The organism is Enhygromyxa salina, assembly GCF_002994615.1.
Taxonomy (GTDB): Bacteria; Myxococcota_A; Polyangia; order Nannocystales; family Nannocystaceae; genus Plesiocystis; species Plesiocystis salina_A.
In genome coordinates, this window is the sequence record NZ_PVNK01000071.1 from 1 (window position 1) to 15,525 (window position 15,525).

Here is a 15,525-nt window from a genome sequence, read left to right on the forward strand (position 1 = left end):
CCCCGAGCTCGCGGCGCTGCTGCCCGACGAGGACGGGCTCCTGCGCTCGCCCTTTGGCTGCGGATCGATCGGCCTCGACGGCAGCGTCCGGACCCGCGACGGCGCGCCCGTCGGCGCGCACCCGGTCGCGACCCGCGATCTCCTCGGCGTGGTCTTCTTGCCGACCGATCACCCCTTCGAGCTCGCCTGGCTCGAGCACGACTGAGGCGCGGCGCTCAGACTCGACGCGCGCGCAGGAGCATGTTCTGGAACGGGTTGTCGTCGCGCCACACGTCGGCGGCGAGCATCGAGATCACGCCCGCGCGGAAATTGTGGCTGGTGTGGCCCTCGGCCAGGAGCAGGTTGTCGGCCAGCCGGGTGTGATAGAAGCGGTGGATGAACCGGTGGAACGCGTCGTAGGCCCGTTCCATGTGCTCGCGCAGGGGGACCATGAGCTCGGCCTCGGCCTCGCGACCCTCACGCAGCGCGGGCCCGAGCAAATCGGCGAGGCGCTCGGCCCCCGCGAAGGCCAGCGCGACGCCCGACGAGAAGATCGGATCGAGAAAGCAGGCCGCGTCGCCAATGCAGGCGAAGCGCGGCCCCTGGGGCGTGGTGTTGCGATAGCTAAAGTTGCCGATCAATCGGATCGGGCTCGGCTGCGCGCCGGCGCTCAGGCGCTGAAGCAGCGGCGACTCGGCGATCTCGCGCTCGAGCAGCGCGGCCTCGAGCTTGCCCTTGGCCTTGACCAGCCCGACGCTCATGTCGCCCGTGATCAGCGGGATCACCCACATCCAGCCGTCGTCGACGATCTTGACGATGACGTCGCCGCGCTCGTGGAGCTCGGCGTTGATCTCGGGCGCGAGCCCGCGGTAGTGCCGAAACGCGGCCGCGCGACCGAAGCCGCGGTAGGGCTCGACAGACCTGGACCTGCGCGCGAGCAGGGTGTCGTGGCCGGTGGCGTCAACGAGGTAGCGGCCGCGCAGCTCGTACTCGGCGGCCGCCTCCGCCCCGCCCGGCTCGGCGAGGGCCCGGACGCGGACCCGGACCTCGTCGGCGCCGAGCTCGACATCGACGACCTCGTGGCGCTCGCGGACGCGCGCGCCCGCCCGGGCCGCGGCGCGCAGGAGCTCATGATCGAAGGTCGCCCGATCGATCTGGTGGGCGTGGTCGGGCGTGCCCGGGAGGCCCTCGTCGAAGGAGAAGCGCGAGCTTCGGCCGCTGCGCTCGTCGATGAACACGGCCCCGTGCTTGCGCAAGAACGGGACCGCGTCGAGGTCGACGCCGAGGCGCTCGAGGACCGCGAGCTCGGTCGGCAGCAGCGACTCGCCGACGTGAAAGCGTGGGAAGCGTTCGCGCTCGAGGACGACGACCTCGGCGCCCTCACCCGCGAGCAGGTTGGCCGCGCAGGAGCCCGCGGGCCCGCCGCCAACGATGATGACGTCGTGGACCTTGTCGTCGCCCATGGCGCCGGGATGGTAGCAGCGTTTGGGCTGGCGGGTGCTGTTCGGGACCGACGACGACGGGGCGGAGTCGAGGCAGGCTGCGAGCTCTTGGCGACAGAGGCATCGGACGCCAGGGGCGTGCTCGGGGTCGTGGTGAGCTTTCAACAGCGACGAAACACCAGCGAGGTGTTGATGCCGCCAAACGCAAAATTATTGTTGAGGACCACGTCGAGCTGAGCCTGGCGGGCCGCCCCGCGCACGTAGTCGAGCTCCGCGCAGCGCTCGTCGACCGCCTCGAGGTTGCGGTTGGGCGCGATGAAGCCCTCGCGCATCATCAGGATCGAGAACACGCTCTCGAGCGCCCCGCAGGCGCCGAGGGTGTGGCCGGTGTAGCTCTTTTGGGTCGACACGGGCGTGCGCTCGCCGAGGACCTTGGCCGTGGCCTTGGACTCGGCGATGTCGCCGAGCTCGGTCGCGGTCCCGTGGGCGTTGACGTAGTCGACTGCGCCGGCCTCGATCCCGGCGTCGGCGAGCCCGAGCGCCATGCACCGGGCCATGCCCTCCCACGAGGGCTTGGTGAGGTGAATTCCGTCGCAGTTGGTCGCGTAGCCGATGAGCTCGGCGTGGATCGTGGCGCCGCGTGCGAGCGCGAGGTCGTAGCGCTCGAGCACGAGGGTCGCGGCGCCCTCGCCAATGACCACGCCGTCGCGGCGGGCGTCGAAGGGCCGCGGGGTCAGGCCCGGCTCGGCGTTGAACTTGCTCGAGGCCGCGAACATCACGTCGAAGATGCCCGCGGGGATGAAGTGGGCCTCCTCGGCCCCGCCGACGAGCATGAGCTCTGCGTGGCCCTGGCGGATGTACTCGTAGCCCGTGCCGATCGCCTGGCTCGCGCTGGTGCAGGCCGAACAGGTCGGCTGCACGCGCCCGCGGACGCCGAAGAACTCGGCGAGGTTGGCCGCGCAGGTGTGGCTCATGAACTTGAGGAATTGGCTGCCGGAGATGCCCTCGAGGCTGTTGGCGCCGAACACCTCGCGGCAGTAGGCCTCGGTCTCGGACGACGAGCCGTGGGTCGAGCCGTAGGCCAGGCCGACCTGCCCGTCGGCGAGGCGATCGGGCGAGAGCCCGGCGTGGGCCACGGCCCGCTCGCTGGCGAAGGCCGAGAGCAAGGCCACGCGGCCCATGGTCCGGACCTTGCGGCGGGGGTAGAGCTTGGCCGTGACGCCCTCGACCAGGCCCGCGACGCCGGTCTTCATCGAGTAGCGCGCGGGCCACTCGGGCACCGCACAGATCCCGCCGCGCCCGAGCTTCAGGGCCTCGCTGACCTCGTCGAGTTCGTTGCCGATCGGCGAGCACAGGCCCATGCCCGTGATGACGACGCGCTCGTGGTCCGCCCGGGCCGCGCTCAAGTCAGGCCCCCGTCGATCGCTACCACCTGACCGGTCACGTAGGCGGCGTCGTCGCTGGCGAGGAAGCGGACGAGCTTGGCGACCTCCTGCGCGGTGCCCATCCGCCGCATCGGGATCAGCTTGACCATGTCCTTGCTCGGGGCGTGGGCGGCCATCTCGGTCTCGATCAGGCCGGGGGCGACGGCGTTGACGGTGATCTTGCGCTTGGCGAGCTCGCGCGCGAGGGCCTTGGTCGCGCCGATGATCCCGGCCTTGGCCGCCGAGTAGTTGACCTGGCCGCGGTTGCCGATCAGGCCCGAGACCGAGCTGATGTTGATGATCCGACCGTGGCGGCGGCGGACCATCGGCATGACCAGCGGACGCGTGACGTTGTAGAAGCCGTCGAGGGTCGGGCCCAGGACGCTGTCCCAGGCCTCGCGCTCGAGCGCGGGGAAGGGCGCGTCGGCGCTGACGCCCGCGTTGTTGACGACCACGCTGATGACCTTGTCGGACTCGAGCACGCTGGCGAGCGCGGCCCCGCTCGCGTCGGCGTTGGCGACGTCGAAGGGCAGGAGCTCGACGGCGCCGCCCGCCTCGACGATCCGCGCCCGGACCTGCTCGGCGGCCTCGTGGTTGCTGCGGTAGTTGAGCAGGATCCCGTGACCGGCGGCGGCGAGCTGCTCGGCGATCGCGGCCCCGATGCCCCGACTCGCGCCCGTGACCAGGGCCCAGCTGCGGACCTCGGCGCTCACGCGGAGACCTCCACCGCGCCGCTGACCATCACGTTGACCGTGGCCGCGGCGAGGCGCCGGGCCCCGCTGCGGACCTCGCAGGCGTAGCTGGCCAGCTTCATGTCGGCGAATTTCTGCTCGATCGCTATGTCGAGGGTCTCGCCGACCGCGACCTCCTCGACCTCGAGCTCGAGCTCGCGGGTCCCGAGCAGCACGCCGGCCTCTGACCCCCCACCTGCCCGACCGCTGGCGCGGGCGCCCATGCCCTCGGCCACGGCGATCGCCTGGGCCATGTACTCGAGCAGGATCGTCGCGGGGAGTCGCCCGGCCCGAACGAAGGGCCCGCCCACCCGGACTCGGGCCCGGACCAGGGCCGCGCTCGGCGTCCACTCGACGAGCTCGTCGACGAGGATCATCGGCGCCTCGTGGGGCACGAGCTCCCCGACCGGAGGGAAGCCTGGGGAAGGATCGTGGTCGTGCCCTGTCACATCGAACCTCGCGCTCAGACTGAAGTGAGGGTCGCGCTCCACTCGGACGCCTGCGCGGGGTCGTGGGTGGACGCGAGCGGGATCGGCCGCTTGGTCGCGAGCGCCCCGGAGCCCGCGACCGCGACCGCGCGCAGGAGCTCGACCAGCGGCGGGACCATCGAGGGGAGCCCGGCTTCGCCCGGCGCGGGGCCGGAGCCCTCGCCGACCCTGGCCGGCCGGTTGGCCACGCACAGCTCGAGCTCGAGGCTGTGGGCCTGCGCGGGCTCGCTCGGATCCGGCGGCGCGCTCGACAGGTGCAGCGCGACCGCGAAGGTCGGATCGGCGTCGGCCCGGGTGAAGGGCGCGGGGAGCAGCTCCTCGGCGAAGATCAGGACCACGTCGCCGCCGACCTCGGCGAGCCCGGCGAGGGCCTCGAGCAGGCCGATCTCGAGGTTGTGGGGGCCCCCGGCGAGGGCCGTGGCCTCGCGGTGGTTGCCGCTCGCGATCGAGAGGTAGCCGGTCGCGGTGTTGTGGACGGAGTTGTGAAATTTGGTCGGCGAGATCGGGCCCTCGGGCTCGCCGAGCTGCGCGAGCAAGGCGACGGTGGTCTCGATCTCTCCGAAGCTCGAGACCAACACGAAGCGGACGGCGTCGAGGGCCGCGCCGCCCTGGCCGGTCGCGGCCTCGAGCGCGGACACGGCCGCGCGCGTGAGGGTGCTGGTCCGACGGCGCAGGCGCGGGTGGAGCAGGCTGGCCGGAGGTCGCGACGGCGCCCCCGCCGGATCCTCGACGTGGAGATCCTCCGGCATCCCGGCCGCGACCCAGGCGTCGAAGTCGGCGTGGGCGGGCGTCCACATCCCGACCCCGCGCAGGTAGGCGCGGAGCTCGACGCGAGCCACAGGCGCGGCCCCCTCGTCGTTGGCCGACGACTCGACGAGCTCGGCGAGGGGTTCGGTCAAGCTGGCGCTCATTCGCTGGCCCCCAATAACACGCTGACGTTGGACCCGCCGAAGGCCAGCGAGTTGCTGAGCACCCGCCGCGTGGCCCGCGTCCGCCGCTCGAGCTCGACGCTGACCTCGAGGGTGGGATCGAGGGGCGCGACGCCGACGCTGGCCGGGAGCTCGGCGCGCTCGATCGTGGCGGCCACGAACACCGCCTCGGTCGCGCCCGCGGCCCCGAGCATGTGGCCCGTGTAGCCCTTGGTTGCGACCACGCTCAGCCCGGCCCGGTCCGGGAACAGCTGGCGGATCGCCTTGCTCTCGGTCTCGTCGTTCATGGTCGTGCCCGTGCCGTGGACGTTGACCTGATCGACCTCCTCGGGGGCCACGCCCGCGTCGCTCAGGGCCCGCTCCATCGCCGCGCGCGCGCCGAGGCCCTCGGGGTGGGGTGCGGTCATGTGGTGGGCGTCGGAGCTCTCGCCGACGCCGAGCAGCTCGACGCCAAGGCCCTCGACGCCCGGGCCGGGGCGCTCGAGCAGCAGCAGCGCCGCGCCCTCGCCGATGTTGATGCCGCGGCGCTCGCTCGAGAAGGGCCGGCAGGGATCGGGCGAGAGCACCTCGAGGCTGGCGAAGCCGCGGACCGTCATCTTGCACAGGCTGTCGACGCCGCCGACGAGGACCGCGTCGACGATCCCGGCCGCGAGCAGGCGACGGGCCGACGCGAACACCTTGCCGCTCGACGAGCAGGCGGTCGAGACGACGTAGCCGGGCCCGCGCAGGCCCGTCAGCGCCCGGATGACCTCGACGGTGGCGTAGAGGGCGTGCTGACGCTCGATCACGAAGTTCGGCGGCAGCTCGCCGTGGTCGCGGTGGTGGACCCAGGCCCGCTCACTCTCGGCGATGCCCGCGGTGCTCGTGCCCAGGATCAGCCCGATGCGCCCGGCGCCCCAGCGTCGCTTGGCCCGCTCGAGGGCGGGGATCAGCGGCACCGTGACCAGCTGCGAGATCCGAGCCTGACGACTCTCGAACCCGCGCAAGGCAGGGTCGAGCGCGGGCAGCTCGCCGGGGACCTCGCCGACCCAGGTCGAGACGCCCAGCCACGGCTTGGCCTCGCTCAACCCCCGACGTCCAGCGAACAGACCGTCGAGCACCTCGGCCGTGGTCTGACCCAGACCGTTGCAGGCCGAGTACGCGGTGATGGGGATGCCTGGGGGCATGGATTGACGCGCGAAAGTAACAGCGAGGTTGTGGGATGAACAGCGTGCCGCAAGGCTCATGCCTGCGCGCATGTGACAGCGTGAGTTGCCGCGCATTCAATCGCTAGAGCGACCGCCAGTCGAGGGTCTCGATCTCCAGGCGATAGCCGAACCAGCCGTTCTCGAGGACCACGCGCCTGGCGGGGCGGCCGCTGCGATGCCCGCCAATGTAGTCGACACGGATCTCCCCCGCGGGCTCACCGTCGAGGCGCGCGAAGCTGCGGCGGACGAGGCCGTTGGCGGTCCACTGCTCGGTGACCCGCTCGCCGGCGACCTCGGTCGTGGCGGGGTCCTCGCCGGGCGGGCCGTCGGCCCAGGGCAAGCGCACGTGCCACAGCCAGGCGCGCTGGATGTCCTGGAGCATGTACTCGGGTGGGAAGGGCAGCTCGCGATCGATCAGCGCCTCGAACTCGACCTCCGACCCGGTCTGGGTCAGGACGAAGGCCTTGGTCCCAAAAGGCGTCAGGCCGAGCACCGTCAGCGTGCCCCCGCGCAGCTGCAACATCGCCTCGAACGCGAACTCGTGCTCGCCGTAGGTGCCCGTGAGCTTCTGGCGGGCGAGGAACTCGCCGTGGAATTCCTCGGTCGGGATCAGCTCGCCGGGGTAGCCGGCGCCGATGCCCGCCGCGCCAGCTTGTTGGCCGGGGTGCTCGACGCTCGGCTCGTGACCCGAGGCGCTCGCTCCACCGCGGTGGCAGCCGAGCAGCGTCAGCGTCAGCGTCAGCGCCAGCCCGAGGCCTGCGGCCAGAGTGATCGAAGGTCGTCGTGGATGGTTCACGCGTGCTCGCTCTTTCGTGCCGGGGCCGTCGTACCACCAAACAAGATCAGGGCCGTCGGCGCCAGGACCAAGCTGGCCAGGACGCCGATCCCCGTCGTCAGCCCGATCGCCTTCAGGGCCGGGTTGCTCGACATCGCGAGGAGACCAAAGGCCAGCACCGTCGACAGGCAGCAGGCGAACAGGCTCGAGATCGTGGCCGCGACCTCGCTCGGGTGCTCGCGGCTCTCGGCCAAGAACACCCCGTAGTCGACGCCCATGCTCAGGACCAGCAGCAGCGACACGACATGCAGCAAGTTGAGGGCGAAGCCAGCCAGGACCAGGGCCGCGACGGCGGTCCCGGCCCCGAGCAGAGCGGGCAAGAAGGCCGCCAGCGCCGGGCCAAGGCGGCGATAGCGAATGAAGATCATCGCGAACACCGCGAGCAGCCCGACGCCGACCAGCTCGATCGTCGACTCGCGGTGGCTGGCGTAGATCTCGGCCATCAGCGCGCGCTGATCGAAGAGGTGGACATCGTCGAGATCGGCCAGGCGCGCGCGCAGCTGCTCGGGATCCTCGACGCCCCGGACGAGGGTCAAGATCCCCACCTGCCCGTCGAGCTCGACGCGCATCGAGCTCGCGGCTTCGGCCAGGGGTGAGGCCGCGAGGGTCTCGTAGTCGAGCGGCGCGGCGCCCTCCCCTGCCCGCGTGCGCTCGAGCGCGGCGGCGAAGGGCGCGAACACGCCAGGGCGAAAGCCATGGGCGCCGAAGGCCGCGTCGAGGCGCGCCGCGAAGCCGCCCGCCGAGCCGGCGCCCGCGTCGGCGCCCTCGCTCAGGGCCGCGAGGTTGCGCTGCTGCAGGTCCCGCGACCAGAGCAGATCGTGAACCGAGCGAAAGGCCTCGAGCTCGCCCGCGTCGCGGGCCGCGAGCAGGCGGGCGTGAACCTCGTCGTTCTTTTGCAGGGCCTGCTCGTCGTCGTCGCCGATCGACACGACCATGCGCCCGGCGTCCATCCGCGAGACCAGGGCCCGGACCTCCTCGTCCTCGGCGAGCAGATCGGCGTCGGTCTCGGTCAGGGCCGAGGCGTCGTCGACGAACTCGACCCGCGGGATCGCCACGCCGATCGCGATCAGCGACGCGGCCGGGACCACGTAGAGCAGCCCTCGGTGGGCCGCCAGCCAGTCGATGAGCCCGCCCGCGACGCTCGCAAGCTTGCGCTGAAGCGCGACGGGCTCGGGTCGATCGGCCATCAGCGGCGGCAGCAGCCACAAGGTCGCGGCCAGCGCCGCGACGATGCCGACGGCGGCGAACAACGCGATCTCGCGCACGCCCGGAAACGAGGTCCAGCCGAGCCCGACGAAGCCCGCGACGGTCGTGAGCGCGCCCAGCAACAGGCCGGGACGGATCCTGCGCAGGGTGCCCCCTGCCCCGTCGGAGGCTGGCTCGAGCACGTGGTGGTTGAACAGGTGGATCGGGTAGTCGATGCAGATCCCGATCAGCGAGGCCCCGAACGCCAGGGTCAGCCCGTGGATCCGACCGAACGCGAGCAGGCTGATCGCCGTCGCGCTCAGGACCCCGGCCGCGAGCGGCACGAGCGAGAGCGCGACCAGCCGCGGGCTGCGAAACAGGACCAAGAACAGCGCGATCACGCCGATCGTCGAGATGATCGAGATCCGCGTGATGTCGCCGCGGATCTGGGCCTCGGCCCGGAGCGCGAAGCGGCCGACCCCGCTCTGGCGCAGGCGCAGCTCGTGGCCCTCGGCCCGCGCCGCGCTCGCGAGGGTCTCGAAGCGCTCGCGGATGAGCTCCTGCACGGGGCCCTGGTGCTCGGCGCGAAAGGGCGAGTGCACCGTCCCGAACATCAGGACCGCCGCCTCGCCCCCGCTCACGAAGTGCCCGTCGACGAGCTCGAGCGGCCCGGCCCGCGCCGCCTCGAGGCGGTCGAGGATCGCCGGGTAGGCGAGCAGCGGATCCTCGGGCGCGATCTGCTTGATCAGCGCGGCCGTCGGCAGCCGCAGCTGGCGCTTGAGCTCCTCGGCCGCGTCGTCGAGCCCCTCAGGACCGAGCGACCGCTCGAGCGCCGCGTCGCTGCCGGCCACGAAGTACATCCGGCGTGGAAAGTAGAGCTCGTAGATCGCCGCGCTCTGGTCGTCGTCCCAGCCCGCGCGGACCCACGCGACCTCCTCGTCCTCGGCGAGCGCGGCCGCGAGCTCGTCGACCGCCGCGATCGCGGCCTCGAGGTCCCCGTCTTGGCTGTCGACGACCAGGATCGTGGTCTTGGTCAGCTCGGACTCGGCGAGCTGGCGGCTGAGCTTGACCAGCCGCCCGTCGTCACCCGCCGCGAGGAAGTGGGTGATCTCCGACGTCAGCTCGAGCTTCAGCCCGACGAACACGCCCATCAGGCCAAGCACGAGCGCGCCGATCAACACGGGCAGCCAGCGCCGCGAGCTCGGCGACGGCGCCCCTCGATCGTCTGCGCGCGGAGCCACGGACGCGGGAGTCTACACTACGCAACCCCGGCGGACCGGGGGTCAAAACTCGACCGAGAACAGCGCGGCCTTGTCGGCCTTGCTGTACTTGCGTCGGGTGTCGACCTTGGTGAAGGAGGTGGTCGTCTCGTCGCCGCTGCGCTCGACGACCCGCATGCTCGCGAGCTCGAGCTCGGTCCCGGTGACGACGACCTTGGCGATGATCTGATCCATCGGCGCGACCTTGGGGACCAGCGTCAGCGTCCAGCTGCGCCCCTCCCCGGCCTGAAACTCGATGCGATAGAGGGCCTCGAGGCCCTTGCGATTGCCCGCGAAGATGTTGGTGAAGGCGTCGACGAACTGGCGGATGGCCGGCTTGCCGTCGAGCTCGATCCGCTCGCGCTTGTGCCCGTCGCCGTACTCGATGCCGCGCGCGTCCATGACCACGACCGAGGGCGTGGGCGCGAGGGTCCGACGCGCGAGCTTGCCGTCGGCGAAGTGGAGCGTGCCCGTGTCGACGAGCGGCTCCGCGAGCAGACCAAAGTGGCTCTCCTGGCGAAACTCGGCGTAGAGGCCCGGCATCGCGGCGAAGCCCGCGAGCAGCTCGTCGACGGTCACGGCCTCGGCGGCCATCGCCGGGGCCGGGGCCAGGCTCGCGCCGACGCCGATCGAGGTGACGAGCAGCGGGAGCGCGAGCATGGGCAGGGCCCGGACGAACGGAGAAACTTTAGAAGCTGGAGAAGCTGGAGAAGCTGGAGACATGGGGCTCAGACCTGGTTGGTGTCGAGTCGGGGCAGGAGCTCGTCAGCGCGCAGCATGGCCAAGATCGCGGCGATGTCGCCGTCCTGACGCCGATCCGCGTCGACGAAGGGGACGCGCTCGCGGACCGCGTCGCGCAGGGCCAGGCTCTGCGCCCGACAGCTGCCGCCAGCCCGGACCCGCAGATCGACGGCCTGCGCGACCGCCAGGACCAAAATTGCGAACACTTGCTCGGTCAGCTCGAGGATCCGCAGCGCGTCGCGTGCCGCGATCGTCCCCATGCTGACCTTGTCCTGGTTGTGGCATTCGGTACTGCGGCTGAAGACGCTGGCGGGCATCGTCAGCTTCAAGGCCTCGGCCGTGAGCGCGGACGCGGCGATCTGCATGGCCTTGAACCCGTGATGCGCCGCACTGTCTGGGCCTTGACGGCCGTTGAGGTTCTCCGGGAGCCCGGCGTTGGAGTGGCTGCTGCACAGCAGCGCGAGCTGGCGGTCGTGGAGGTCGGCAAGGTTGGCGACGGCGTTCTTGAGCGCGTCGGCGACGAAGCAGGCGTGGCCGCCGTAGAAATTGCCCCCGTGGAGCGCGCCGCCCGTGTCCGGGTCGATCAGCGGGTTGTCGTTGGCGCCGTTGAGCTCGACCTGGGTCCACGCGCGCATCCACGCCAGCGCGTCGAGCAAGACCCCGACGATCTGCGGCGCGCAGCGGATCGAGTAGCGATCTTGGATCCGGCCCTCGAACGCGGGCCCGGGCGTGTACTCGAGGTGGTCCCGGACCCAGCCCGCGTAGCGGATCGAGCCGGGGTGGGGCTTGGCCGCGTAGATGCGCGCGTCGAAGTGGGCGGGGTTGCCGGCCATCGCGTCGCTGGCCGTGGCGGTGATCGTCGCGCTGAGCCGCCCGAGCCGCTCGGCCCGGGCGATCGCCAGGCAGATCAGCGCGGTCATCACCGAGGTCCCGTTCATGATCGCGAGGCTCTCCTTGGGCGCGAGCCGCAGGGGCTCGAGCTCGAGCCGGGCGAGGACCGCGGACGCGCTGTGGACCTGGCCCTCGTAGCTGCACTCGCGCTCGCCGACGAGCAGCGCCGCGATGTAGCTCAGCGGGGTCAGATCTCCGCTCGCGCCGACCGACCCCTCGGCGGGGATCCGCGGCAGCGCGCGATGGTTGAGCAGCACGCACAGGCGCTCGACGAGCTCGGGGCGCACGGCCGACCACCCGCCCGCGAGCGAGGCGATGCGGGCCACGACGATCGCCGCGGCCTCGACCTCATCGAAGATCCGCCCGGTCCCGCAGCCATGAAAGCGCAGCAAGTTGAGGGGCAGCTCGGGCACGTGGGCGTCGGGGACCTCGGTCACGCACGACTCGCCGAAGCCGGTCGTGACCCCGTAGACCCGCTCGCCCGCGCCGATACGATCCGCGAGGGCCTGGGCCCCGACCCCGAGCCGCGCCCGCAGGTCGGCCGCGAGCTCGACCCTGGCGCCACCACGCGCGATCGCCAGGACGTCTTCGGCCCCGATCGGACCCGCGCCGATGATCACGGTTCGGGCGCGATGGTTGCCTTTGGCGCCTTCTGCCTCAGGCCGTGGGAGACTGTGCTTGTTGGTCATCTACCGACATCCTCCAAAAATCGTAGAAGTTGAACCAGTTGTCGGGGGCCGCACGCGCGTAGTGCTCGAGTCGAGCGGCGTACTGCTGGGCGTAGCCGGCGATCGCCTCCTCGCGGGCGGCGCGGGGCAGCTCGACCTGCGTGGCCAGCAGCTCACAGCGCAGCACGTAGCGACGCGGGGCCACGTAGGTCCCAAAGACCATGAACACCGGGCAGCGCAAAACCGAAGCCATGATGTAGGGTCCGCTCGGGAACCGGGCAGGCGCGCCGAAGAATTCTGCGGTCGTGAACCGGTCGTTGAGGCCGAGGCGATCGCCGAGCACCGCGACCAGCTCGCCCTCGTCGATGCGCTGCTTGACGCTCAGGATGTAGGTTCTGTCGCTCGGATCGACCTCGATCACCCGGACCTTCGACTGGCCGCCGCTGACCTCGTCCAAGAACGCCGCGATCATGCGGGCGTTGTCGTTGTGGGCCAGGATGTTGATCGGCAAGGAGCTGTCGCGCCCGGCCGCGCGCATGGCCTCGAAGCTGCCGAAGTGGGCGCCGAGCAAGATCGCCCCGCGACCCTCGGCGACCGCGTCGCGCATCAGCTGCGTGCCCTCGCGATCAAACTCGAAGTGGTCGAGCTCGCCGCGGACCAAGAACACGCGATCGAGGGCGACCTCGGCGAAGCGCAGCAGGTGGCGATACGCGGTCCAAAAGCTCGACCGTCGACCGACGCGCGCGTGGAAGGCCCGCGAGGCCCGACGCGCGTCGCCAGCGAAGAGCACGAAGTAGAGCATGATCAGCCGCAGCAACGCCCGCGCGCCGCGGCGGCCGAGCACCCGGGTGACCACCAACAACGCGCGGATCCCCAACCTCGAGCCACGCTCGCGCCGAGCCAGCCACGCCTCGCCCTCCTCATCGGGAATCGCGGGCGCCGAAGCCTCACGGGGCGACGCCTGAGGGAGCTCGGCCACGGCGTGACGATCGTGCATCGAGCCCGCCCCGTCCACTGGTCCCCTCCCCGGCGGTCGGGCAGTGCCCTCCTTGCCTCTCTTGAAGGGCAGAGCCCGAGCGGTCCCCTATCGGCCCGTCAACAGGCGCAGCCAGCTGGATAGGACCAGCTTGCTGTGCATCCACGAGATCCGGAGGTTGTCGCGGACGAGGTGAAAATGCGACACGCCGTCCGCGTGATAGCGCACCTTGGTCGGCAGGTTGACGACCGGGAGCCCGGCCCAGACCAGGCGCACGGCGATCTCGATGTCGAAGTCCATGCGCTGACCACACCGAGGCGCGAGCGCGCACGCCGCCTCGACCGGGTAGACCCGAAAGCCGCACATCGGATCGTCGATGACCCGGCCATAGGTCTCGATGTTGGTCCAAAAGCGGGTGATCTGGCGGCCGACGAGGCGGCCCGTGGGTGCGCTGTCGTCGTAGACCGGCGCGCCGAGGATCAGCGCCTCGGGCTGCGCGCGCGCGGCGTCGAGAAAGGCAGGGATGTCTTCGAGGGCGTGCTGCCCGTCGGCGTCGACCTGGAGCGCGTGGCTGTAGCCGGCCGCGCGCGCGAGCTCGAAGCCGGTCGTGACCCCGGCGCCCTTGCCCCCGTTTTGCGAGCGATGGTGGACCTGCGCGAGGCCCTCGGCGCCGATCGCCTCGACGACGGCGCGCCCGGGCGCGTCGCTGCCGTCGTCGACGAGGATGACCGGGACGTGCTCGCGGACCAACTCGACGACCTCGCGGACCGTGTCCGGGTTGTCGTAGGTCGGGATCACGGCGCAGGGCGAGAAGGCCAAGGGTCTGCCTCTCAGCCCTAGGAGCCCGCGGTGAAGCTCAGCGTGCCGACCGACACGGGCTCGGCGCCCGCGAGCAGGCGAAAGTCGACGCGATCCTCGGCCCGATGGTCGAGCACGAGGCGCAGGCGCTCGCCGGGCCGGACCGGGCGCAGGTACTTGAGCCGTCGGACCGCGCGCAGCTGCCCCAGGGCCGGCCACTGGGTCAGGGCCACGCTCCGCGCGAGCTCGAGCTGGGCCACGCCCGGGACGATCGGCGCGCCGCGAAAGTGCCCGCGGAGGCAGTAGAGGTCGCGCGGGACGTAGACCTCGAACTCGGCCACGCGCCCCGGGCCCTCGCCTTCGCTGGCGATCGCCCGGCACTCGAGCGCATCGATCCGGGCGCTGGGCCCCTCGATGATCTCGAGCAGCCGCCGCCGCGTCAGCTTGCCGTTGGGCTCGCGCGGGAGCGCGTCGACCAGGCGCAGGCGCCGAGGGATCACGACCGGGTCGAGCCAGCGTCGCAGCTCACCGCGCAGGTGCTCGGGCGAGAGCCCTGGCGCGACGACCAACGCGACGGTCTCCTGCCCGCGCGCGCCGCCAACCTCGACGACCGAGACCGCGGCGTCCTCGACCCCCTCGATCGCGTGGAGCCGACGCTCGATCTCGGCCAGCGCGACCCGCTTGCCGCCGACCTTCACGACCCCGTCGACCCGACCGAAGTGACGAAAGCGCGGGCCGGGATGGCCGAGGCCCCCAACCATCTGGACCATCTCCACGCGGTCGGCCGTCGGCCACGGGCGCGGCCCGTCGGGCGGCAAGAAGGGCGAGTCGACGAGCAGCCGACCGTCCGCGTCGACCTTGACCCGCACATGTGGCAGCGGGGACCAGGCCCGGGCGTGCACCGCCGCGTCGTCGGACTCGAGCAGCTCCGGGCCGCTGAGCCGCGACGCGATCCCGCCGGTCTCGGTCGAGCCGAGCACCTCGGTGACCGTGAGCCCAAAGCGCGAGCTCAGCATCTTCGCCGTGTCCGGGGGCAAGGGCGCGCCGGACGAGAACACCCGGGACAGAGGCGGCAGCGCGCCCGGGTCGAGGATCCGCAGCGCCCGGAGGTGGGCTGGCACGCTGACCAGGACCGCGTCGGGGGTCTGCATCAGCGTGGCCCGGACGACCCCGGCGTGGAGCGGCGTCTCGCGCGAGAACGAGCCGCCGCTGACGAGCGGGACCAGGACCGAAAACAGCAGCCCGTAGATGTGGTGCGAGGGCACGGTCGCGACCACGCGCGCCCGCCCGGCGCCGCGCTTGCCCCGCTCGGCCAGGCCGAAGTGCTCGGCCAGGGTCAGGGCCTCGGCGAACAGCTGCCCGGCGGTCTTGGCGTGGCGCTGATGCTCGCCCGTGCTGCCCGAGGTCCAGACCGAAACCAGCTTGCGCAGGGCCGGCAGCGGCGCGAGCTCGAGGGCCCCGGCCGGCGTCGCGCGGATGTCGTCGGCGAGCAGCGGGCGCAGATCGAGCCCGGTCATCTCGTCGGTGTCGTGGATGACCAAGGAGATCGCCGGGTCATCGGCCATCGCGCGCAGCAGCTCGGGCTGGGCGTTGGGCGGCAGCGCCACGCGATGGCCACGCTGCCACGCGGCCAGCAGCGCGACCGCGAAGTGGTAGCGATCGGTTGCGACGCAGAGGATCTCGCGCGGGTCGTCGTCGCCGGTGTCGGGCAAGACCCCGGCGACGCGCGCGACGTCGCTGCGCAGGCGCTCGGCGCTGCGCTCTCCCTCGCCACCAAACGCGACCGCGGCCTCGGGCTCGTGGTGGGCGAGGATCGGCGAGACGCCAGGGCTGCGCGCGAGGCTCGGGGCCACAATCGGCGCGAGCCCGGCGACCGTCGGCGCGAGGCTCGGGGCGACCGTCGGCGCGAGGCTCGGGGCCACAATCGGCGCGTGCCCGGTCACGGTCTGAGGCTCGCCGTGCCGGCTCAGTGCGGGGTAGCGATCAGTCATG

General features: G+C 71.9%; 13 protein-coding genes and 1 pseudogene. 1 reads left to right on the forward strand and 13 read right to left on the reverse strand.

Annotation, left to right across the window (positions count from 1 at the left end; all coding sequences use genetic code 11):
- A pseudogene (locus tag ENSA5_RS37160) lies at positions 1–205 on the forward strand (hypothetical protein); the annotation flags it as partial.
- Positions 206–215: 10 nt separating this feature from the next.
- Here the strand turns inward: ENSA5_RS37160 and ENSA5_RS06640 are convergent.
- The 13 genes from ENSA5_RS06640 to ENSA5_RS06695 all read right to left on the reverse strand — a co-directional run bounded on the left by ENSA5_RS06640 (position 216) and on the right by ENSA5_RS06695 (position 15,524).
- Positions 216–1,442 (reverse strand): NAD(P)/FAD-dependent oxidoreductase, encoded by a 1,227-nt coding sequence (locus tag ENSA5_RS06640; RefSeq protein WP_146155397.1) that lies wholly within the window; start codon positions 1,440–1,442, stop codon positions 216–218.
- A gap of 140 nt (positions 1,443–1,582) precedes the next feature.
- Positions 1,583–2,827: a beta-ketoacyl-ACP synthase gene (locus ENSA5_RS06645; RefSeq protein ID WP_258182764.1), complete on the reverse strand. Its 1,245-nt coding sequence runs from the start codon at positions 2,825–2,827 to the stop codon at positions 1,583–1,585.
- Positions 2,824–3,558, reverse strand: a complete 735-nt coding sequence (gene fabG, locus ENSA5_RS06650; RefSeq protein ID WP_106390786.1) for a 3-oxoacyl-ACP reductase FabG — start codon at positions 3,556–3,558, stop codon at positions 2,824–2,826. The genes ENSA5_RS06645 and fabG overlap by 4 nt, the downstream gene beginning before the upstream one ends.
- Positions 3,555–4,025 carry a hotdog family protein gene (locus ENSA5_RS06655; RefSeq protein WP_146155398.1) on the reverse strand — a complete coding sequence of 157 codons (471 nt, stop codon included), beginning with the start codon at positions 4,023–4,025 and terminating at the stop codon, positions 3,555–3,557. Before ENSA5_RS06655 ends, fabG begins: the two co-directional genes overlap by 4 nt.
- 14 nt (positions 4,026–4,039) lie before the next feature.
- Positions 4,040–4,963, reverse strand: a complete 924-nt coding sequence (locus ENSA5_RS06660) for a beta-ketoacyl synthase chain length factor (RefSeq protein ID WP_181197447.1) — start codon at positions 4,961–4,963, stop codon at positions 4,040–4,042.
- A gap of 8 nt (positions 4,964–4,971) precedes the next feature.
- Positions 4,972–6,159 carry a beta-ketoacyl-ACP synthase gene (locus ENSA5_RS06665; RefSeq protein WP_181197448.1) on the reverse strand — a complete coding sequence of 396 codons (1,188 nt, stop codon included), beginning with the start codon at positions 6,157–6,159 and terminating at the stop codon, positions 4,972–4,974.
- Positions 6,160–6,262: 103 nt separating this feature from the next.
- Entirely contained in the window at positions 6,263–6,976 is a 714-nt protein-coding gene (locus ENSA5_RS37165; protein WP_181197449.1) for a DUF3261 domain-containing protein, read from the reverse strand.
- Positions 6,973–9,441, reverse strand: coding sequence for an MMPL family transporter (locus ENSA5_RS35680; protein ID WP_146155400.1), 2,469 nt, complete (start codon positions 9,439–9,441; stop codon positions 6,973–6,975). Before ENSA5_RS35680 ends, ENSA5_RS37165 begins: the two co-directional genes overlap by 4 nt.
- Before the next feature lie 42 nt (positions 9,442–9,483).
- Positions 9,484–10,119: an outer membrane lipoprotein carrier protein LolA gene (locus ENSA5_RS06675; protein ID WP_181197450.1), complete on the reverse strand. Its 636-nt coding sequence runs from the start codon at positions 10,117–10,119 to the stop codon at positions 9,484–9,486.
- Positions 10,120–10,187: 68 nt separating this feature from the next.
- Positions 10,188–11,780: an HAL/PAL/TAL family ammonia-lyase gene (locus ENSA5_RS06680; RefSeq protein ID WP_106390791.1), complete on the reverse strand. Its 1,593-nt coding sequence runs from the start codon at positions 11,778–11,780 to the stop codon at positions 10,188–10,190.
- On the reverse strand, positions 11,749–12,738 hold the full coding sequence (locus ENSA5_RS06685) for a lysophospholipid acyltransferase family protein (protein WP_181197451.1): 990 nt from the start codon (positions 12,736–12,738) through the stop codon (positions 11,749–11,751). The genes ENSA5_RS06680 and ENSA5_RS06685 overlap by 32 nt, the downstream gene beginning before the upstream one ends.
- A gap of 105 nt (positions 12,739–12,843) precedes the next feature.
- Entirely contained in the window at positions 12,844–13,554 is a 711-nt protein-coding gene (locus tag ENSA5_RS37170) for a glycosyltransferase family 2 protein (RefSeq protein WP_181197452.1), read from the reverse strand.
- Between the two features lie 17 nt (positions 13,555–13,571).
- Positions 13,572–15,524: an AMP-binding protein gene (locus ENSA5_RS06695; protein WP_106390794.1), complete on the reverse strand. Its 1,953-nt coding sequence runs from the start codon at positions 15,522–15,524 to the stop codon at positions 13,572–13,574.
- Position 15,525: the final 1 nt, after the last annotated feature.